At 46.8% G+C, this 21,342-nt stretch carries 13 protein-coding genes; 9 read left to right on the plus strand and 4 right to left on the minus strand.

Going from position 1 to position 21,342, the window contains the following annotated elements:
* Positions 1–91: 91 nt before the first annotated feature.
* The 3 genes from CLV98_RS14645 to CLV98_RS14655 all read right to left on the minus strand — a co-directional run bounded on the left by CLV98_RS14645 (position 92) and on the right by CLV98_RS14655 (position 6,146).
* Entirely contained in the window at positions 92–2,920 is a 2,829-nt protein-coding gene (locus CLV98_RS14645) for a PAS domain-containing protein (protein WP_158281266.1), read from the minus strand.
* Between the two features lie 134 nt (positions 2,921–3,054).
* Positions 3,055–3,486: a response regulator gene (locus CLV98_RS14650; RefSeq protein WP_109675196.1), complete on the minus strand. Its 432-nt coding sequence runs from the start codon at positions 3,484–3,486 to the stop codon at positions 3,055–3,057.
* Positions 3,487–3,692: 206 nt separating this feature from the next.
* A complete protein-coding gene (locus tag CLV98_RS14655; protein WP_109675198.1) occupies positions 3,693–6,146 on the minus strand; it encodes a TonB-dependent receptor in 2,454 nt (817 codons plus the stop codon).
* A gap of 234 nt (positions 6,147–6,380) precedes the next feature.
* On the opposite strand from CLV98_RS14655, the gene CLV98_RS14660 reads away from it, so the two are divergent.
* The 5 genes from CLV98_RS14660 to hslV all read left to right on the plus strand — a co-directional run bounded on the left by CLV98_RS14660 (position 6,381) and on the right by hslV (position 12,777).
* On the plus strand, positions 6,381–7,742 hold the full coding sequence (locus CLV98_RS14660) for an MATE family efflux transporter (RefSeq protein WP_109675200.1): 1,362 nt from the start codon (positions 6,381–6,383) through the stop codon (positions 7,740–7,742).
* Positions 7,743–7,954: 212 nt separating this feature from the next.
* The gene (gene lepA, locus CLV98_RS14665) at positions 7,955–9,742 is read left to right on the plus strand and encodes a translation elongation factor 4 (RefSeq protein WP_109675202.1); all 1,788 of its coding nucleotides are present in this window, start codon (positions 7,955–7,957) and stop codon (positions 9,740–9,742) included.
* 252 nt (positions 9,743–9,994) lie between these two features.
* Positions 9,995–11,617 carry a pyruvate dehydrogenase complex dihydrolipoamide acetyltransferase gene (locus CLV98_RS14670; RefSeq protein ID WP_109675205.1) on the plus strand — a complete coding sequence of 541 codons (1,623 nt, stop codon included), beginning with the start codon at positions 9,995–9,997 and terminating at the stop codon, positions 11,615–11,617.
* A gap of 96 nt (positions 11,618–11,713) precedes the next feature.
* Entirely contained in the window at positions 11,714–12,220 is a 507-nt protein-coding gene (locus CLV98_RS14675; RefSeq protein WP_211320044.1) for a GNAT family N-acetyltransferase, read from the plus strand.
* 11 nt (positions 12,221–12,231) lie between these two features.
* Positions 12,232–12,777, plus strand: a complete 546-nt coding sequence (gene hslV / locus CLV98_RS14680; RefSeq protein ID WP_109675207.1) for an ATP-dependent protease subunit HslV — start codon at positions 12,232–12,234, stop codon at positions 12,775–12,777.
* A 69-nt stretch (positions 12,778–12,846) separates the two neighbouring features.
* Here the strand turns inward: hslV and CLV98_RS14685 are convergent, their stop codons facing one another.
* A complete protein-coding gene (locus tag CLV98_RS14685) occupies positions 12,847–14,082 on the minus strand; it encodes an MFS transporter (protein ID WP_109675209.1) in 1,236 nt (411 codons plus the stop codon).
* Positions 14,083–14,320: 238 nt separating this feature from the next.
* On the opposite strand from CLV98_RS14685, the gene CLV98_RS14690 reads away from it, so the two are divergent.
* The 4 genes from CLV98_RS14690 (at position 14,321) to CLV98_RS14705 (ending at position 21,280) form a co-directional block, all read left to right on the plus strand.
* Positions 14,321–15,451 carry a Gfo/Idh/MocA family protein gene (locus tag CLV98_RS14690; RefSeq protein ID WP_109675210.1) on the plus strand — a complete coding sequence of 377 codons (1,131 nt, stop codon included), beginning with the start codon at positions 14,321–14,323 and terminating at the stop codon, positions 15,449–15,451.
* A 90-nt stretch (positions 15,452–15,541) separates the two neighbouring features.
* On the plus strand, positions 15,542–16,687 hold the full coding sequence (locus CLV98_RS14695; RefSeq protein WP_109675212.1) for a Gfo/Idh/MocA family protein: 1,146 nt from the start codon (positions 15,542–15,544) through the stop codon (positions 16,685–16,687).
* Positions 16,688–16,730: 43 nt separating this feature from the next.
* Entirely contained in the window at positions 16,731–17,783 is a 1,053-nt protein-coding gene (locus tag CLV98_RS14700; RefSeq protein WP_109675214.1) for a sugar phosphate isomerase/epimerase family protein, read from the plus strand.
* 95 nt (positions 17,784–17,878) lie between these two features.
* On the plus strand, positions 17,879–21,280 hold the full coding sequence (locus CLV98_RS14705; RefSeq protein WP_109675216.1) for a ThuA domain-containing protein: 3,402 nt from the start codon (positions 17,879–17,881) through the stop codon (positions 21,278–21,280).
* Positions 21,281–21,342: the final 62 nt, after the last annotated feature.

Below are 21,342 nucleotides of genomic sequence, written 5' to 3' on the forward strand. Positions count from 1 at the left end.
TGTGAAACTTATCTCGACGCCCAATCTGCCTTTCCTAAGTCACCAGTCAACGACTCAGGAAAGTGCAGATGCGCCGGTATGGAAGAGGGCGTTATAGGAATCGTTTCTTGGGCAAATAAATACTAAACACGGCACCTTCTCCCAGATTACCTTCTGCCAGAATGGCACCCGCATGGTTCTCAACGATTTTCTTGCATATGGCCAGCCCTATGCCCGTGCCTTCAAAGGCACTTTTGCTATGTAAGCGCTGAAAGACCTGAAATATGCGGTCTTTATATTCCTGATCGAAACCGATTCCATTATCGCACACTTGTATGCAATAGTAAGTTTTATCGCCCTGTAAATTAGCATATTGAACCTGGCTCCCTAGCATTTCACTACAGGCGACTTGAATTATGGGGGACATATTCTCGCGGGTAAACTTTAGGGCATTACCAATCAGGTTGGTAAAAAGCTGCTCCATCTGATAGGGTATCACTTCTAGGACGGGCAACTCATCACAGCGAATAATTGCCTTTTTCCTACTAATATTTTCAGCAAGCTGATCCTTCACCTTCCACATGACCTGATCCAAGGCAATCATTTCAAAATGTTTCTCCATGGCATTGGTACCTGAAAAAGCAATAAGATCGGAAATCAACTGTTGCATACGGGTAGAGGAAGCCTGCATTCTACCAAAATAATCCTTGCCTTTTTCTGAAAGGTTTTCGAATTCTGTTTCCAAAATTCTACTGGCAAAGGTCTGAATTTTTCTCAAGGGCTCTTGCAGGTCATGGCTGGCCACGTAGGCAAACTGGGCCAATTCCATATTGGTACGCGTCAGCTCGTCATTGGATATGGTCAACTCTCGGGTCCTTTCGGCCACCTCACTTTCGAGCTCCTCCATAAATATCCGCCGGTCGTGAATGTCCGTACTCGTCCCCACCCACATCTGAATAGCCCCTTCAGCATCCTTTTGAGCGATGGCCCTGCTCAGCTGCCACCGATAGCATCCATCGTGGCGTCGGAAACGGTGCTCAAATATAAAATCGTTCCCAGTTCTGACGGCATCCAACCACTTGATCAGGTTTTCTGTTCGGTCGTCGGGATGCACAATCGACAGCCAGCCCCCGGCTTTCATAGTTTCCATGGACATGCCGCTAAAATCAAAAACAGCCTGATTCCAATAATTGAGCTGTCCTTCCTTATCGGCAATCCATATAAACTGAGGCATGGCATTGGCTAGGGTCCTAAATTTCCCCTCACTATTTATTAAGGCAATCTGAGACTCTTTCTCTTCAGTTATATCCATCATGGTCCCCAGCATCCTTAATGGCTTGTCGTGCTCATCAAAGATGATTTTACCCTGGGTACGCACCCAATGTAGGCTTCCATCGGGATGAACCGTCCTGGCCTCATACTGATATATTCCCGTTTTCAGGGCCTTTTCAAAGCTAGGAAGTACGATATTACGAAGGTCTTCAGGGTATACATGCCTCCGCAAAGCGGCATGGCTCAGTTGAGCGTCTGGAGGATAGCCAAATATAACGGGCAATCGGCTTGAATAGATGATATCATAATTAATAAGATTCAAGTCCCAAGTGGCCAACTTGGTGCCATCCGTAGCCAGGGATAGTCTTTCGGCCGCTTCGGCAATCCCATTCCGAAATTGGACCTTCTCGGTAATGTCGTTGGCCGACACCATCACCGCTGATACTGAGCCATCCGGGTTAAATAGGGGGGCGTACTGATAATCTAAATAATACAGGCGTTCCCCATCATCACTTATAATCCGCGCCGTTGCTTCGTTATCCTGATATATTTCACCCGTATCAAATACACGTTGTAGAATATGCAAGAAAGGTTGATCGTTTAATTCTGGAAATATATCTGCCAGTCTCCTGCCTTCTACTTCCGAAAAGCTACGACGCCATAACTTGGTAAGCATGGCTTCATTAGCTAACGTAACGACCAGTTCACGGCCTGTTAAAACCGCCTTGGCAAAAGGAGATTGATTTACCAAATTCCTAAATTGCAACTCACTTCGCTCTAAAGCTAATTTAGATAGTACTTGGGCAGTAACGTCGGTCACAACCACAATCACCGCACGTACCTGCTGGACTTCCAATTCCTGATAAGGCTTGGCAATATAGTTGAAATAGCAGGCTTCTTCTCGTCCATCCTTTACGAGGTTAACACGCAACTCATGACCGTGGAACTCCTCACCCGTCAGCCATACTCGCTCGAGGGAAGGCCCTGCCGTAGTTCGAGAATCTGGAATAACCTCATACAGAGATTGGCCTACCAACGGGGTATTGGGCTTACCAATCATCTCCATATAGTTGTTATTGGCCAATTCTATCGTCATTTCTTTCCCTCTTAGGATTACGATCCCGACGGGAGCCTGCTCCATAACATTCAGAAACTTCTCTTCATTTTGACGGGCTCTTTGATCTGCCCTTCTAGAAATTTCTGTTTGTTCCTGTATACGTTGGTGCAGTTCATGCTGCATGCCGTTCAGCTCCAGCAATTCGGCATAGTTGACCCGCAGCTCCTCCAGGTCGTCAGTAAGGTTCGGCTCCACACCCGAGCCTAGTACCTCATCTTTTAGTGCTCCTAACTCGTCTAGCAGCTCCCTCCCTATTTGTTCGATTTCTACAAGACCATTCCTTGCCTCCTCGGCCAACCCGGAGCGATAGAAAGAGACCAGCCGACTAGCCACCTCATGAATATGATCGTGGATCTGGTGTAGCCTTTGGAATTGGGCAAACCCTCCAAACTCGTGTTGTCTTTTGACGATCCATTGCCCCAGCGGGCATAGTCCCGCCTTTACAACCGCCCCCTCATCGATAGAGGCCCCATAAAGAATTGATCGTAGTCGGGTAGTAAATAAAAGATGGCGTCCGATGGCTCGTTCAAAATCAAGTTCAATTTGATTCATGCGTACTAGTCCTGCGTTTTTTTGAAAAGTGGCAATTGAAACTAGAGCTTGCAACATACAAAAAGTATGCCAGAACAAGATCAGCGCCTATTTTATCCTATTATCTGATCGATAAGATAGACTAAAAGTAGACCTCACATTCCAATCGACAAGGGCTGCCAGCGATAGGTCTTCCAGTCTATAGAGAGCACCTCTTGAATGGCTTGTTTGAGCTTGGGAAAGGAGCCCGGTTTACGAATAAAATAGTTCGCACCAGTTTCATAAACCTTGTGAATCATTTCCTGTTGTCCGGTTGTCGAAAATATAACAACAGGAATATCACGCCAACACTGGCTGTTTTTGATTTGCTGAAGACACTCGAACCCATTTCTTTTAGGCATATTCAAATCCAAAAAAATGACATCCGGATTCCGCTCCGGCACCATTTCTAGAAGTCGAATTAATTCGATACCATCATTTGCAGTGGTAAGGACAGATTCCGTTGATATCTCCATCAAAGCGTCTTGAAATAAAACACAATCATCCAGATCATCATCCGCCAAAAAAATCAGTTTTCTCGAGGTCATATCGACAAAGTTAATGATTTTGTTTAATTGAAAATCTGGCCTACTTAAGTATTTATAAAATATTATAGAAGAACTACTAGAAAAATGACGAATTTACCCCTTTTGTTTAATGTTTTAGGACCAAAGTTAATCCTTAGTTTTATAGTAAATATAACGGCTGATTGTATCTCAATAACAATACAATTAAATTCAATTCAATCCTTCCATCAAAATTCGCCTTCTAAGTCGCCTTTTCCCTTCTTTTTGGCCTGGTGCAGGCGGTAATTCAGGGTCAAGTTAATCTGTCGAAGTCGGCCTTGAGATACGGAACTCGTATAAAAGTTAGCGCCTTCTGTGATATTCCTATATTTTCGCGAATTAAAGACATCGACTACCGTGAGCGTAAGCGTACCATTCTTCTTGAATATATCCCTGTTCAGGGCCAAGTCGAGGGTGGCCAACTGTTTCCTTCTTCCCTGAGGGGTCTTTTGTGGGGCTTCATAATTCCCCCTTAACTGAAAGTCAGTGCTTTTCCAAAGGGTAAACTTCGAGAGCGTCCGTACAAACCAGCTGTAGGTATCACTAGCGTAGATCTCATTGTCGCCTGTCCCATGGGTGATGGCCCTGAAAAAATTCACACTACCATCGAGCTTCCACCAGGAATACCAATTGAACGAACCAGTAAACTCGGCCCCATAGGCTTTTTCAGTCCCCAAATTTTCGGGTCTGGTATAGGAATAACCAAGGGAGTCGACACTCCGGATACTCAATATTTTAGAAGTCGTATGCCTATAGTACAACGAAGAGGTGAGGGTTCCTTTTTCCAAATATTTAATATGCCCCACTTCGAAGGCGTTGGTATATTCTGGGTTCAAGTCGGGATTACCACTCCAATAGTTACGATTATCACTATAGGTCATAAATGGGCTCAGATCGTTATACTGAGGCCTTCTAATGCGCCGACTGTAGCTAACCTGCATGGCATTTTGCTGGGGCAGCTCATAGGAGATATGGACACTCGGAAACATATTGGCATATTTCCGATTATTAACATCCTGAGTTTGGCGCAATTCCGTAGTAACCTCCGTCCATTCGGCCCTTACTCCGGCCTGTAGCGATAGCTTGTCAAACTTATTTCCATAAATCCCATAGGCGGCCGAAATACGCTCCTTATACAGGAAGTCATTGGTAAGTCCTGGCAAGGCGATCCAGCTTCCATCGGTTTGTTCCTCGGTAACGGTATAGTCGTTGGTCATATTCCGGCTACTGGTTCTAGCCCCACTTTCGATCTTACCCTCCTTGCCCACCGGATGGATGTAGTCGGCCTGGAAAAGCAATTGTTTTTCAGTTTCAAAATTTACTGCCCTTTGCAGGATCGACGGCTCTTGAGTAGGGTTCCCGGAAGCATCCAGGGATGACTGAGTATAGTATTGATCCGAATCCTCCCAATTGTCCAAATACCGAACATCGGCTGTAAATTCCTGCCCCTTTTTGTCAAAAGTCTTTTTGTAAGTCAGGGCATATTCTGCATTGGGCTCCGTTTCGGTTTCATTTTGAGTGCGATGGGTGCTTCCCAGCGGCTGGGCCTTCGTTCCCAAATAGTCGTAGTAATTCAAATCGGAAAAGCGCTTTCCCTTGCTAGTGCGCCAGGTATAGGCTGCCGTCAATATATTTTTATCGTTAAAATAATAATCTAGTCCTCCTCGGGCACTGTTGTTCATGCCTTTCAGTTTACTGTGCATGCTTCTCTCGGTGATAAACGTGCTATCGTTTCGGTACAGTTCTTGGTAAATGGTATTCTGCCCGGGGGTATTGCGATAGGTAAGGGTATAATTGATAAAGAAATTCAGGTTCTTCTTCCTATAATTCACATTGGCCGCCACTCCGTAGTTGACCGGATGTCCGGCAATCAGGTCAAACGATCCGTTGATTCCCTCCTTGCGCTCTTTTTTGAGCACGATATTAATAATACCCGCCATTCCTTCAGCCTGATACCGAGCCGAGGGATTGGTGATTATCTCCACCTTTTCTATCATGCTCGCCTGAAGCTGCTGAAGGCCGCTGGAGCCCTTGATACTGACGAGCCCCGAAGGCTTCCCATCTATCAAAATAGTTACATTCCCACTCCCTCTGAGGCTGACACCGCCCTCTACATCCACCGCAACCGAAGGCACATTGGTAAGCACATCCACAGCCGACCCACCGGCATTGGCCAGGTCCTTCCCTACATTAAACACCCTTTTATCCAAGGACAATTCCATGGTACTTTTTTCGCCCTGCACTACCAGCTCTCCTAGTTCATGAGCAATGGGCTGTAATGAAAACTTGCCCAGTTTCAGGCTAGGAGCTCCATCCTGAAGGGTGATACCCGACCGTAACTCCCGAATAAACCCCATAAATTCTACGTACAAATAATACTTCCCCGGGGCTGCTTTTATTGAAAACACCCCCTTACTATCTGTTACTACGCCATCGACCAATGTACTATCCGCTTCAGAAAACAAGCGAATATTGGCAAATTCTAAGGGTTTTCCGCTCTGGTCATCGATCACCTCCCCACTCATATTACCCTCCTTTGACTGGGCCATACCGGGGCCCGAAAACCCTATCCATAAAAAGAGTGTGAGGAAGCTAAAGACAGAAACGAGATTGAATGGGGTAGAGATTCTTGGCAATTTCATATAAAGTTTATCGGTAAAGGAGGCGAAATGGTGCCCTTCAAAATGATGTTCTATACCTAAAGGCCCCTACCCGGGTGACTATACTCATGATGGAAGGGACAGGCACCTTTAGGACGTCGATCTTCTCCCTACACCTGTACAGCCCATTCGCAGATCTTAAATAAATGATAATTTTAGTACCGTATAAGTTGCTTACCTTTGTGGTCCTAAAAATTTGGGCAACAGACTTAGACCATGAAAAGCGAAGCACCTCAAACCATAAAATTAGCCCTTCCCATCATTATAGGAGAATTGGCCCAAATGGCCCTGCATCTCATCGATACGGCCATGGTAGGTGCCATCAACTACAAGCAATTAGCCGCTGCGGCGCTGGTTCTTAACACCATTAATATCCCATTTGTAATTGGCATCGGCATGACCATCTCCGTCTCGCAGATGGTATCGCTAGCCCATGGCCGGCACGACGGCCAACAGGTGTCTCATTATCTATACAATGGCTTTATTCTATGCCTATTGACCTCCCTGATCATCTCTGGCCTGCTTATTTTTGGAGAAGATGTACTGCACCACCTTGGTCAGGACCCAGAGGTAGTGGAGCTAGCCATCCCCTTTATGAGGATCATGGCCTATTCTATCGTCCCTATGCTATTATTCATGACCCTGAAGCAGTTTAGTGACGGGTTAGAATACACCAAAACCGCCATGATACTATCGTTGGCCAGCATGCCGCTCAATGTTTTCCTCAACTGGCTTATGATCTTCGGGAACTGGGGAGTGCCCCGTATGGAGCTTCAGGGGGCCGGATGGGCCACTTTTATCACCCGAACGGTCATATTCCTGGCCTTGGGGCTGGTTATATTACGACATAAAACCTTTCGAAGATATGTGGTCGTTGGAGCGTCTCAATGGCGATTTAGTTTTTCGTCGTGGAAAGAACTCCTGCATATAGGTATACCGAGCAGTCTTCAAATTGGAATGGAAGCCGGGGCTTTCGCCGTATCTGGTATTATCATAGGCACCTTGGGAGCCGTAGCCCAGGCCTCCCATCAAATAGCCCTTAGCTGCGCTTCCTTTACCTTTATGGCTAGCATGGGGCTGGCTCAGGCGGGTTCCATCAGAATCTCCAACGCCTATGGAAATAAAAACTGGCCAAAAATAAATAATATAGGACGAAGCACCCTGCTTACAGCCCTAATATACGGCACCCTATGTGCTATTACCTTTGCAGCCTTACGATCACAACTCCCCAAAGCCTTCAACAAAAATGAAGAAGTAATCGCCTTGGCATCCTATCTGCTGCTATTTGCCGCCATCTTTCAGATTTCCGACAGCACCCAGGCCATCGGTGCAGGCCTGCTGCGGGGCATTAAGGACGTGAAAGCGCCTACCTTTTTTATAGGAATTGCCTATTGGGTACTGGGAATACCTATCGGTTATACGCTAGCCTTTCATATGGGCTATGGCGCAGCGGGCATGTGGCTCGGGCTCATCATCGGACTTACTTTCGCCTCGATCTTCCTTATTACCCGGTTCATTAGAAAATCTAAAAAAGAAATGAACAGGTCTATGACCTTAAGTTCAGTAAATAAGAAATAACGAGTGACCCTGGGAAGTGCCCCACTGGAAGTGCCGCACTGGAAGTGCCTTAGTAACATATCGAGGGGGCTAAGGCCAATAATTTCCATTTAAGTCACTACATTTTTGAAAGTTATAAAAGAAAATCTGTTAAAATAGTAATTCACATAGTAATTTTGGCCTCCTTTGAATAAATATTAAAGGTATGCAGCCTTTGAATTGTAAAAACATACATGAAGAAAATTCGTAATTTTTGTATAATAGCCCATATCGATCATGGGAAAAGTACGCTAGCCGACCGCTTGCTCGAATTCACCAAAACGGTGACCAATCGGGAGATGCAAGCTCAGTTGCTGGATAATATGGACCTGGAACGCGAGCGTGGTATCACGATCAAAAGCCATGCTATTCAGATGAACTACCTCTATCAGGGAGAGGAATATATCCTTAACCTGATCGACACCCCTGGCCATGTGGACTTTTCCTATGAAGTATCCCGTTCTATTGCCGCTTGTGAAGGAGCCCTACTATTGGTAGATGCCTCACAAGGTACGGAAGCCCAGACCATCTCTAACCTTTACCTGGCTATCAACCACGACCTGGTGATCATCCCGGTGCTCAACAAGGTCGATTTGCCTGGTGCTATGCCCGAGGAAATAAAAGACGAGATGGTAGAGCTATTGGCTTGCGAAAGAGACGACATCATCCCAGCTAGTGGGAAGGAAGGGATCGGAATAGAAGAAATATTAAATGCCATAGTAGAAAGGGTTCCACCGCCAAAAGGCGACCCAGAAGCCCCATTACAAGCCCTTATCTTCGACTCTACCTTCAACAGTTACAGGGGAATCGAAGTTATATTCCGGGTAAAGAATGGCCAAATCAAAAAGGGTGATAAGGTGAAATTTATGGCCACGGGCAAGGAGTATCACGCCGACGAAATAGGCACCTTAGGCCTGGTCCAAATCCCCAAACAAGTAGTGGACTGTGGTGATGTAGGGTATCTTATTTCGGGCATAAAAGTAGCCAAGGAAGTAAAGGTAGGCGACACCGTAACACATACCACCCGCCCCGCCCAAGAAGCCATCAAGGGTTTTTCTGAGGTAAAACCCATGGTGTTCGCCGGGATATACCCCGTCGACACTTCAGAATTTGAAGAGCTACGTGATGCCTTAGAAAAACTGCAATTGAACGATGCCGCCTTGGTATGGGAGCCCGAAACTTCTGCCGCCCTTGGGTACGGTTTCCGTTGTGGCTTCTTAGGCATGCTCCATATGGAGATTGTCCAGGAACGACTGGAGCGTGAGTTCGACATGACGGTTATCACTACGGTTCCGTCTGTTCAGTTCAACGTGATCGACACCAAAGGTAAGCTTACCAAAGTAAGTGCTCCCTCAGAAATGCCAGAGCCTACACTTATCAATTGGATTGAAGAGCCATTCATCAATGCGCAGATCATCACCAAATCCGACTATATAGGCCCTATCCTCAACCTGTGTATGGATAAACGGGGTATTTTAAAGAACCAAGTTTACCTTACAGCCGAAAGGGTAGAGCTACAATTCTCCATGCCTCTTGCCGAGGTGGTTTTCGACTTCTTCGATAAATTGAAGACCATATCACGAGGATACGCCTCTCTCGACTACGAGCTAGCAGGATACGAAGAGTCGGACATGGTGAAGCTAGACGTCATGCTGAACGGCGAGGCCGTCGATGCCTTGTCGGCCATCGTACACCGTTCCAAGGCTTATGAATGGGGCAAGAAGCTCTGTGAGAAGCTGCGGGAATTGATTCCTAAGCAGATGTTCGAAATTGCGATCCAGGCCGCTATTGGTCAAAAGATCATTGCCCGGGAAACGGTCAAAGCCATGCGTAAGGATGTATTGGCCAAATGCTACGGAGGGGATATCTCCAGAAAGAGAAAGCTCCTTGAAAAGCAGAAAAAAGGTAAGAAAAGAATGCGTCAAGTTGGGAATGTCGAAATCCCACAAGAAGCATTTATGGCCGTATTAAAAATAAATTGACATCCCCTGGGCGATTTTTATAGACTCCAATAGCAGCACTAAGATTGAAATCATTCTACGCTTTACCTGCTCGGGAGCCGTGAAAAGAAAGGCTTTTTCCAAGCTATGTCGATAAAACCAGAGGCCAATAAACGAAAGAAAAATTACAGAAAGGCAATTTTTGCACTCGGTTATCCTTACCTATTCAGCTTTTATTGTAATTTTGACAGAATGAATTTTTTTGAAAGAAACTAAAATACCTTTATAAGCGATATGGCAGAAGTAATCCGTATGCCCAAGATGAGCGACACCATGGAAGAAGGTGTTATCGCAGCGTGGCACAAAAAAGTTGGAGACAAGATCGAAACTGGTGAAATAATCGCCGAAGTGGAAACCGACAAGGCGACCATGGATCTTGAATCTTATTATGATGGCACACTGCTATATATCGGTGTAGAAAAAGGAGATGCAGTACCCATTAATGGGATTATGGCCATTGTGGGTGATGAAGGAGAAGACTACAAGGCTCTTTTGGATGGTGAAAGTGGCGACGCCCCTTCACAAGCCGAACCAGCCATTGAAACGGCTACTCCAGCGGCCTCTGCGGCACCAGCCCCAGCAGCTGTTTCCGATGAGCAAATCAATGCCATGGTAGTAAGAATGCCCAAAATGAGCGATACCATGGAAGAAGGTACGCTCGTGTCGTGGCTCAAAAAAGTAGGCGATTCTGTTAAGTCGGGAGATATCCTTGCGGAGGTCGAAACCGACAAAGCGACGATGGAGCTGGAAGCCTATGAAGATGGTACGTTGCTACATCTCGGCATTGCCGAAGGCGAAGCCGTTCCGGTAGATGGTATCATTGCCGTTATTGGAGAGTCAGGCGCCAATGTAGAAGCCCTTTTGGCACGTGAGAACGGACAAGGTCAGGCACCGCAGGCTGAAGTAGCCGCTGCTCCCGAGTCCTCTCAGAAAACAGAAGCCTCGAGTACTGCAGCATCCTCCGATGCTTCCGATCGCATCAAGGCCTCCCCTCTTGCCAAAAGATTGGCAGATGAAAAAGGAATTGATTTGTCGAAAGTAGAAGGAAGTGGTGACAACGGCCGTATCGTTAAGCGCGATGTGGACGAGTTCAAAGCTGCCCCTGCTGCTCAAAGCGCTAAGCCAGCAACGGCAGAAGCACCCAAGGCTGCAGCCCCTGCTCCCGCTCCTACTGGCGATTATACGGATCAGCCCATTTCGCAGATGCGTAAAACCATTGCTCGCCGCTTGAGCGATAGCTTATTCACCGCTCCACATTTCTATGTTACCATGGAAATCGTAATGGACAAGGCTATGGCCCTACGCCCTACCCTCAACCAAGTGAGCCCGTCGAAGATCTCCTTTAACGACATGGTGATTAAGGCCTGTGCACTAGCCCTTAAGAAACACCCAGCAGTCAATTCCGCTTGGCTAGGCGATAAAATCCGCCAATACGACTATGTTAACATTGGCGTAGCGGTAGCCGTTGAAGATGGCCTATTGGTACCTGTTATTAGGGATGCCGACAAGAAAAACATGTCGACCATATCGTCAGAAGTAAAAGAATTGGCAGGTAAGGCCAAAGACAAAAAGCTACAGCCCAAAGAATGGGAAGGCAATACCTTCTCGATTTCGAATTTGGGAATGTTTGGTGTGGACGAGTTCACTGCCATCATTAACCCACCCGATTCTTGTATCCTAGCTATTGGAGGCATTAAAAAGGTGGCAGCATTTGCCGAAGACGACAGCATATATGCTACCAATATCATGAAAGTGACCCTTTCGGCCGACCACCGCGTTGTGGATGGTGCCCTAGCGGCCTCTTTCTTGCAAACTGTCAAAAAACTTTTGGAAGAGCCAATGAGCATGTTGGTTTAAAACCAAAAATTGAACATGATAAGTACAAAGTGTCAGGTCGAAAGGCCTGGCACTTTTATTTTAGCTAGACAATCGTAGTATTCAAAAATATGACACATGGCCATGGTTGAGATTAAACCCTTCGAAATTAACTATCAGGAAGAAGTCATTACGATGATCCTGGACATTCAGCAGGGCGAATTTAATATTCCTATTACCAGAGAGCAACAACCCGACCTAGCACAGATCGATGACTTTTACCGGAAGGGAGGAGGAAACTTTTGGCTAGCCCTGCACCAGGGGGAGGTAATCGGCAGCATCGCCCTGATTCACATCGGGAACAGGACAGGGGTCATCAGGAAGATGTTTGTTAAAAAAGAGTTTCGAGGCAAGGAAAAAGGAGTAGCCAAGCTCTTACTTGATACCTTACTGACCTATAGCAGAAACATGGAGCTGAGCGATATTTATCTAGGGACCGTCCAACCCCTGGTCGCGGCCATACGCTTCTATGAAAAAAATGGGTTTGAAAGGATCGATAAATCGGATCTCCCTCCCACTTTTCCTTTAATCCCGATCGACACGGTTTTCTGTCACCTGAAAATTAATAATCAAGACAAAATTTAAACACTGACAAGATGATTGAAAAAATTCACGCTACCACCGTTTTGGGGGTCGTTCATAACGGAAAAGTATCATTAGGGGCCGATGGGCAGGCCACCATGGGCACCACCGTAGCCAAGAGCAACGTCAAAAAAATACGTTCCTTATCGGATGGGAAAATACTGGTAGGCTTTGCCGGCTCCACCGCCGATGCCTTCACGCTGCTAGAGCGCTTCGAAGAGAAACTCAACGCCTATGGTGGGAATATGAAGCGCGCGGCCATAGAGCTCGCCAAAGACTGGCGCACCGACCGCTACCTCAAAAAACTCGAGGCGATGATGATCACGGCAAGCACCAACGAGTTATTGGTTATTTCGGGAACAGGCGACGTATTAGAGCCCGAAAATGGCATAGCCGCCATCGGGTCGGGTGGCAACTTCGCTCTGTCGGCCGCTGTGGCCCTCAAGCGCCATGCTACCCAGCTAAGCTCCGAAGAAATGGTCCGCGAAGGATTGACGGTCGCAGCGGATTTGTGTATTTACACCAACCATAACTTCGTCATCCAAACCGTAAAAGATTAACGAGGCATCCTTATATAAAAGGAGGGGCCGTTAAGCCCCTCCTTTTATATCATTATTTCCCGTTAAAGGCTATACTTCGGCTGTAGTAGCCACAGGAGTGCTCTTGCGGCTCTTCATCCAGAAATGTAAGATTCCGAAAGCAACAATCAAAATACCTGGAAAAACTAACATCGTCTGGAGTGTGGCCTGACCGGCAGCAAGCTCCATTTCGTCACCAACCTTACCTAAGGCTAGCTGCTCCGCAGTAGCATTATCGATCCAGCTTCCGATAATCGGCTGGAAAATAGCAGATGAAAACATCCCGATTCCGCCGATGATCGACATCCCTAAAGCTCCACTCAAAGGAACATTTTGAGCGATAAAACCGACCATATTAGGCCAGAACAAGGCCACTCCCATAGCGAAGAAAATAGCGGCTAGATAAGCAGCCGGACCCGTTACGGTACTAAAAAGGTAAATTCCTATAAATGCAAAGCAAGCCGATCCCCAAAGTACACCCGTTTGACCTAATTTTTGAACAATAGGGCCAGCAAAGAAACGAGCCACGGCCATCAGGCCAGTCACCAATGCCAAAATCAACATCGGACTCGCTCCACTCTTACTCATGATAACGCCTGTCCACTGCTGTGGCCCAAACTCCGAAATAGCCGTAAGGGCCATACAGAAAAACATAAATATAAAGAGCGGGCTAATCATGGCCTTCAAATTCTGAGAAAGGGACAATCCACCCTCCACCTTGGGTTTAGGAAACGCCTGACCATAGAATAAATAGGCATAAATCAAGGTAGGAATCATAATCAACCAAATCTGTGCTTGCCAGCCTAAATTGGCGTCTGTCATAAATTTCGACAATAAGCTACCAATTACGATACCCCCAGGGAACCACATATGGAAACGATTCAGCATCTTATTCATCTTAGATCCGGAATAAGCATCGGCGATCATCGGATTACAAGCAGCCTCAGTACATCCATTCCCGATTCCAATAAAGAAGGTAGACACCAATAGCCCCATATATCCTCCCGAATAGATGGTCATTACAATCCCTAATGTATGACAAACAAAGGCAATTTGCATAATCATTTTGGGCCCCACAGTATGGTAAACGAGCCCACCGATGATCATGGCCAAAGGAAATCCAAAGAACCACATCGAATTGATAAAACCGAGTTGTTCGGCAGAAAGGTTGAATTCTGCTCCTAATTGGGGGAGAATCCCCGCCCGGATACTAAAGGAAAACGCCGTGGTAATAAGCGCAAAACAGCTGGCATTGAATAGCCTGTTGCTATTAACAGTTTGGGTCATGAGTTTGGGTTGTTTTATTTTTAAAAAGTTAATGTAAGTTCAATCAGTTAGTTTTTTTATCCAAGATTACATCAAAAAAAACAAATTAACGGCAAATCTACTCTACTTTTAAACTTCCAGCTATAATTTTACCTGTAGAAATTTATCTTTGTAAGAAGTAAGGGAGTTAAATACTACTCTTTTGATATAAAATCTTTTCAAAAACGCTAAACCAAGAATAATGTCAAGAAAATTAAGAATGGGGATGGTTGGTGGCTCCCTAGAGGCCTTCATAGGAGGGGTGCACCGGCGAGCGGCAATAATGGACGGAGAAATTGAACTAGTTTGTGGGGCCTTTAGCTCCAACCCAGAGAAATCGAAGGAAACAGGAAAGGCCCTCTACCTTCCCGAAAATCGGGTATATGACAATTATGAGCAAATGATACTTCAGGAAAAGCAACTTCCTGAAGGAGAGAGAATGGATTTTGTGGTGGTAGTAACCCCTAACCATGTCCATTTTGGCCCTACCAAATTGGCCCTAGAGAATGGCTTCCATGTGGTATGTGACAAACCCATGACGCTCAATACCGCCGAAGCTGAGGAGATCGTTGCCCTCGTTGAAAAAACGGGACTCCTATTCTGCCTGACTCATAACTATACTGGCTACCCCATGGTGAAAGAAGCCAAGCACATGATTGCCTCTGGGGCCATAGGCAACGTCAGAAAAGTGATTGTAGAATACCCTCAGGGCTGGCTCGCGACCCTGGTCGAAGCCACCGGCAACAAGCAGGCTGCCTGGCGTACCGACCCCAGCAAATCGGGCGCTGCCGGCGGACTGGGCGATATTGGTATTCATGCCGAAAACCTAGCGGAATATATCACAGGGCTTAGCATCACCCAGCTATGTGCCGACCTGACCATCTTCGTGGAAGGCCGACTGCTAGACGACGATGCCAATATATTGCTTCGCTTCAATAACGGAGCCAAAGGCATACTTCAGAATAGCCAAATAGCCAATGGCGAAGAAAACGACCTCAACATCCGCATCTATGGCGAAACGGGCGGCCTCAAATGGAGACAAATGGAACCGAACTCCTTGCTACATACTACCAACCATGGTACCCGTATCATTCGTACTGGAGTAGGCAGCCTCTCCCGAGAGTCGCAAGTGCATACTCGGATCCCGGCAGGCCACCCAGAAGGGTACTTCGAGGCCTTTGCTAACTTGTACCGGAATTTTGCCATTCAGCTCAGGGCAAGACTTGAAGGCACCACCGCCGATCCTATTTTCGACTTCCCCTCTGCCAAAGACGGTTTGCGCGGAATGAAATTTATTGATACGGTGATTGCCTCGAACCAGTCGGAACAAAAATGGACCGATTTGAAGTAATAATTCCGTCGTGGTACCGGGTCCACGACGGAAAATAATATATTTGCCAATCATAATTATATCCTCTTAATACTTTCTTATCCTTAATTTATGAAAAAAATAAAAGTTGGTGTCGTAGGCACCGGGTTTATAGGACCTGCCCATATCGAAGCCCTCAGACGCTTACCCAATGTAGAAGTAGCCGCCCTTTGTGAAGTTACCGCCGAATTAGCCAGAGAGAAAGCCGACCTGCTCGGAATAGAAAGATCTTACACCTTCGACGAGCTGCTCAAACAAGATGATATCGTATCGATACATATCTGTACGCCCAATTTCCTACACTATAGCCAGTCAAAGGCCGCCTTACTAGCCGGCAAGCATGTGATATGCGAAAAGCCCTTGGCCAAAGACCTGGTAGAAGCTGAAGAACTCGTTCAAATTGCGGCCGAATCGGGATTGGTCAATGCGGTACATTTTAACCTACGTTATTACCCCCTCGCCCGACAAATGAAATCGATGCGAGAAAATGGTGAACTGGGAGAGATCTATTCTTTCATTGGCTCCTATCTCCAGGATTGGTTGTTCTATGAAACGGACTACAACTGGCGCCTAGAGCCCGATAAGTCGGGAGACTCCCGCGCCATTGCCGACATAGGGTCGCACCTGATGGACATTTTGGAGTATATTACTGGCCTCAAAACCACCGCCGTCTTGGCCGACTTTAACACCGTACATCCTACCCGCAAAAAGCCTCTTAAGCCTGTAGAGACCTACTCAGGCAAAATGCTTAAGCCGGAAGACTATGCCGATGTGCCCATTACCACCGAAGACCATGCCAACGTATTGCTACGCTTCGATAATGGAAGTAAAGGGGTAATCACCGTGTCGCAGGTGTCGGCAGGCCGTAAAAACCGAATGTCCCTAGAAATCTCCGGCTCCAAAAAAACCTTTAGCTGGTGCTCAGAAGCCCCTAACGAAATGTGGATCGGTAACAGAGACAGCAGCAACGAAGTCTTGATGAGAGACCCATCCCTGGTTAACCGGGACGTTACCTCCGTGATCAGCTTCCCTGGTGGGCATAATGAGGGCTTCCCTGATACATCCAAGCAGATGTTTAAGGAGGTGTATGCCGCCATTGCCGAAGGACGTCAGCCAGAAACCCCTACCTTCCCGACTTTTGCCGACGGGTACCGGGAGCTTTTGATTTGTGAAAGAATATTGGAATCCAACAAAAAACAAGGCTGGGTAGAAGTGTAAGCGCATAGCGTCCCCCTTGTTTCACTAAAATTGAAATACTAGTATGAAAACTATTAAAGGACCAGGTATATTTCTGGCGCAATTTCTTGGCGACGAAGCCCCTTTTAATACATTAGATGGTATCGCCCAATACATGGCCGACTTGGGCTATAAAGGCCTTCAGCTGCCTACCTGGGACCCACGTATCATCGATATCAAGCAAGCAGCCGAATCCCAGACCTATTGTGATGAGCTAAAAGGAAAGCTAGCTGACAAAGGACTGGAAATTACCGAATTGGCCTCTCATATCATCGGTCAATTGGTAGCCTCGCATCCGGTATACGACGATATGTTCGATGGATTTGCCGTACCCGAGGTGCGCAATAACCCCAAAGCACGTGCGGCCTGGGCTACCGAGCACCTTAAGCAAGTGGCCGTAGCCAGCAAGAACCTAGGCCTGAAAGCCAGCGCTACCTTCTCAGGAGCATTGGCATGGCCATATCTGTACCCTTGGCCTCAGCGCCCTGCCGGACTCATCGAGACGGCCTTTACTGAATTGGCCAAAAGATGGGTCCCCATTCTGGACGTTTATGAAGAGAATGGCGTAGATGTAGCCTACGAGCTGCACCCAGGAGAAGACCTATTCGATGGAGCTACTTTCGAAATGTTTGTTGACTATTGTGGTGGGCATAGCCGTGCCAATATCAACTATGATCCTAGCCATTTTGTTCTGCAACAATTGGACTACCTACAGTTCATAGACCTTTACCACGACCGTATCAAAGCCTATCACGTGAAGGATGCGGAATTTAACCCTACTGGCAAACAAGGCGTTTACAGCGGCTTTGCAGGCTGGGCCGACAGGGCAGGCCGTTTCCGTTCTCTAGGGGATGGACAAGTGGACTTCTCTGCGATCTTCTCCAAACTGTCGCAATACGATTATGACAGCTGGGCGGTATTAGAGTGGGAATGTTGCATCAAATCGCCATCTCAAGGTGCAGCAGAAGGAGCACCCTTTATTAGCAACCATATCATAGAGGTTACTACTAAGGCCTTCGACGACTTTGCCGGAACGGGTGCCGACGAGGCCTTTAACAGAAAAATACTAGGCCTTTAAATTATAATTTGGCGTATAAATAAGTATAAGAAAAACCTATCGTTCTTATCAACGATAGGTTTTTATATTCCATATTTTACATATTAAACTAAAAAATGAACGCAATCCCCTTCATAAGGCGGTGTATAGGCTGGAGCTCCGCGCTTCTTCTCTGTATCGTTTCGCCTGCTTCCTATTCCCTAGCCCAAAAAGTAAATACTGAAAAACGAATACTAGTATTTTCTAAAACGGCCGGTTTCCGGCATGGCTCCATCCCCGCTGGCCAGCAAGCCCTTTTCAAGCTGGGTAAAGAAATGAACCTGGCTGTAGACACTACTGAAAATGCAGCCAAATTCACCAACGAAAATTTAAAAAAATATGAGGCCGTAGTATTCCTGAATACCACCGGCAACGTACTCGACGACCAACAACAAGAGGCATTCGAGCGCTATATCCAAGCTGGAGGCGGATATGTAGGGATTCATGCAGCCACCGACACGGAGTACGACTGGCCCTGGTATAACAAACTATCGGGCGCTTACTTTGCTAGCCACCCAGGCAATCCCAACGTACAAACGGGCGAAGCCTATGTGGTAGACGACCAGCACCCTTCCATGAAGGATTTCCCTAAAAAATGGACCATAAAGGATGAATTTTATGATTTTAAAGATTTTAACAACGAGGTAAATGTCTTGGTTAAAATCGATGAAAAAAGCTATAAAGACGGCAAAATGGGCGCCGATCACCCCATGTCGTGGTATCATGCCTATGACGGTGGGAAGGCCTTTTACACCAACTTTGGGCACGAGAATGCTACCTTCGTCAACCCCGTTTTTGTGAGTCATCTTAAAGGTGGGCTACAGTATGTATTGGCCACTAGCCTCGATTATTCCAAAGCACGCCCCGAAGAAAACCGATTCGTAAAGGAAGTCTTGGTTTCTAAACTCGACGAGCCCACCGAGCTCGTAGTTCTCGACGACCATCGCGTACTATTTACAGAAAGAAAAGGGAAGGTAAAGTTGTATAACCCCAAAACCAAAACCGTTAAATTGGTTGGCGAGGTACCCGTTTACAGCCAACAAGAATATGGTTTGATGGGCCTTAATATTGACCCCAACTTCAAAACCAATCAGTTGGTTTACATGTATTATTCGCCACCGTCTACCGAAGCCGACACCGCTCAGCACCTTTCTCGTTTCAAATATGATTCCGTTAAAGACACCCTGCTTCTGTCTACCGAAGAGGTGATGCTTACCGTACCTGTAAAACGTACCGACTGCTGCCATACGGGGGGTTCTATTGCCTGGGATGCCCAGGGTAACCTTTACCTCTCGACCGGCGACGACGTCAACCCCTTTAAGTCTAACGGCTTTGGCCCTATCGACGAACGGCCAGGTAGAGAAGGCTGGGATGGACAACACTCTTCGGCCAACACCATGGATTTGAGAGGAAAAATCCTGAGAATTAAGCCCCGCTACGGCGACCGCCGCGCCAATATGCCTGGAGGTACCAACCTCTACGATATCCCCAACGGAAACCTCTTCGCTCCGGGCACCGAAAAGACCCGCCCAGAGATTTATATCATGGGAAACAGAAACCCTTACCGGATTTCGGTCGATCAACGTACCGGGTATCTTTATTGGGGAGAAGTAGGCCCCGATGCCTCCAACGACGACCCCAAAAGAGGCCCACGAGGCTACGATGAGGTGAATCAGGCACGTAAGGCGGGTAACTTTGGCTACCCTATGTTTGTGGCCGATAACAAAGCTTATGTCGACTATAACTTTGAGACGGAAGTATCTGGAAAACCTTTTGACCCAGCAGCACCTGTCAACGACTCTCCTCATAACACGGGTATCAAGAACCTTCCTCCAGCCCAGCCTGCCTTTATCTATTATCCGTATGCCGAGTCACCAGACTTTGGACCGGTAGTTGGAAAAGGCGGCAGAAACGCCATGGCTGGCCCCGTATACTATTATGACGACTACCAGGACAGTAAGGTTAAGTTCCCACGCTACTACGATGGTAAGTTCTTCGCTTATGACTGGATTCGCGATTATATCAATGCCGTCACAATGAACAAAGAGGGAGATCTGAAACATATCGAGCGTTTTATGCCCAGTGGAGTCTTTAGCCATCCGATGGATATGCAGTTTGCCGTAGACGGCTCCCTGTATTTGCTAGAATATGGTCCTAATTGGTTTGCTCAAAACGATGAAGCCGCACTCTCCAGAATCACCTTTAATGCCGGAAACAGAGTGCCCATCGCCATGGCCAAAGCCGACCATATCGTTGGCGCAGTACCTTTGAAAGTTCAGTTTTCGTCTGAAGGCTCATTGGACCATGACAAGGACCCCATTAAATATGAATGGAACTTTGGTAAAGGTCTTCCCAAAAGCACCCAAGCCAACCCATCCTTTACTTTCAACAAGCCCGGGGAGTATGTGGTTACATTGACGGTATCTGACAATGCGGGAAACTCGGCCACTACCGAAGTGACCATTAAAGCTGGTAATGCTGTACCTAAGGTTGACATTGCCCTAAAAGGCAATAAAACCTTCTATTGGGATAAACAGCCGGTGGCTTATGAAGTAAAAGTGCAGGATAAAGAAGATGGCTCCCTCGCCGATAAAAAGATACCTGCCGAAGACGTAACGCTGACGATCAATTACCTACAAGGCTTCGACAAAACCCAGCTGGCCCAAGGGCATCAGGCCAACACCGGCTTTGAAACCGGAAAAAGGTTAATCGAACTCAGCGATTGCAAGGCCTGCCATGCCGTCGATAAAAAATCAATTGGTCCGTCTTATATGGAGGTGGCCAAGCGATACGAAAAAACACGGAATGCCTTGAAAACCCTCGCTCAAAAGGTTATAGCCGGTGGAGGTGGAAACTGGGGCGAACAAGCCATGGCCGCTCACCCACAGCACAAACCCGAAGAAGCGGAAGAAATGGTTAAATATATCCTTTCTTTAGCTAAGGAAAAGGTTGTGGACAAAAAGCCCCTTAAAAGCACTTATGTCACTGAAGCTAAAAAGGAAGCGGGTTCTTACCTCTTTACGGCCAGCTATACCGACAAAGGGAACGCTGGGATGGGGCCTTTGACAGGATCCAAGACCATCGCTTTGCGCTCTGCCTTAGTACCTGCCAACAGCTATGATACAGCGAAAGACGCCTCAAAAATAAAACTACCTACCGGCAATGAAGTGGTGGTAGGAACCAAATCGGGCGGCTATTTCATGTTGGAAAGAATCGACTTATCGACGGTAAAAAGTCTGTCGGCCAAAGTCGCTAGCCAAGCCGATATGTCTACAGGAGGTGTATTAGAAGTACGACTTGGCAGTCCTTCGGGCCTAAAGCTTGGAGAAGCCAAAGTAACTACTTCCGAAACCGTTGAAATCCCGTTAAAAGTGGTGGCCAGTCCTAAGCCTCAGGATCTATACTTTGTATATGTAAACCCTGCTGCAAATGGCAAGCCACTATTTGCCGTAGATTCAATTCACTTTAACGAAAAGTAATCGCAGGATTAAAGAATCCAAAAAGCCAGCTACCGTCGAAGATTTCAATGGTAGCTGGCTTT

The sequence above is a fragment of the Dyadobacter jejuensis genome, assembly GCF_003149085.1.
In the GTDB taxonomy this organism is placed as follows: domain Bacteria; phylum Bacteroidota; class Bacteroidia; order Cytophagales; family Spirosomataceae; genus Dyadobacter; species Dyadobacter jejuensis.

Bases quoted from the DNA above. Each gene is read 5' to 3' on its own strand.
- CLV98_RS14645 (WP_158281266.1), bottom strand. From the start codon at position 2,920: ATGAATCAAATTGAACTTGATTTTGAACGAGCCATCGGACGCCATCTT.
- CLV98_RS14650 (WP_109675196.1), bottom strand. From the start codon at position 3,486: ATGACCTCGAGAAAACTGATTTTTTTGGCGGATGATGATCTGGATGAT.
- CLV98_RS14655 (WP_109675198.1), bottom strand. From the start codon at position 6,146: ATGAAATTGCCAAGAATCTCTACCCCATTCAATCTCGTTTCTGTCTTT.
- CLV98_RS14660 (WP_109675200.1), top strand. From the start codon at position 6,381: ATGAAAAGCGAAGCACCTCAAACCATAAAATTAGCCCTTCCCATCATT.
- lepA (WP_109675202.1), top strand. From the start codon at position 7,955: ATGAAGAAAATTCGTAATTTTTGTATAATAGCCCATATCGATCATGGG.
- CLV98_RS14670 (WP_109675205.1), top strand. From the start codon at position 9,995: ATGGCAGAAGTAATCCGTATGCCCAAGATGAGCGACACCATGGAAGAA.
- CLV98_RS14675 (WP_211320044.1), top strand. From the start codon at position 11,714: ATGGCCATGGTTGAGATTAAACCCTTCGAAATTAACTATCAGGAAGAA.
- hslV (WP_109675207.1), top strand. From the start codon at position 12,232: ATGATTGAAAAAATTCACGCTACCACCGTTTTGGGGGTCGTTCATAAC.
- CLV98_RS14685 (WP_109675209.1), bottom strand. From the start codon at position 14,082: ATGACCCAAACTGTTAATAGCAACAGGCTATTCAATGCCAGCTGTTTT.
- CLV98_RS14690 (WP_109675210.1), top strand. From the start codon at position 14,321: ATGGGGATGGTTGGTGGCTCCCTAGAGGCCTTCATAGGAGGGGTGCAC.
- CLV98_RS14695 (WP_109675212.1), top strand. From the start codon at position 15,542: ATGAAAAAAATAAAAGTTGGTGTCGTAGGCACCGGGTTTATAGGACCT.
- CLV98_RS14700 (WP_109675214.1), top strand. From the start codon at position 16,731: ATGAAAACTATTAAAGGACCAGGTATATTTCTGGCGCAATTTCTTGGC.
- CLV98_RS14705 (WP_109675216.1), top strand. From the start codon at position 17,879: ATGAACGCAATCCCCTTCATAAGGCGGTGTATAGGCTGGAGCTCCGCG.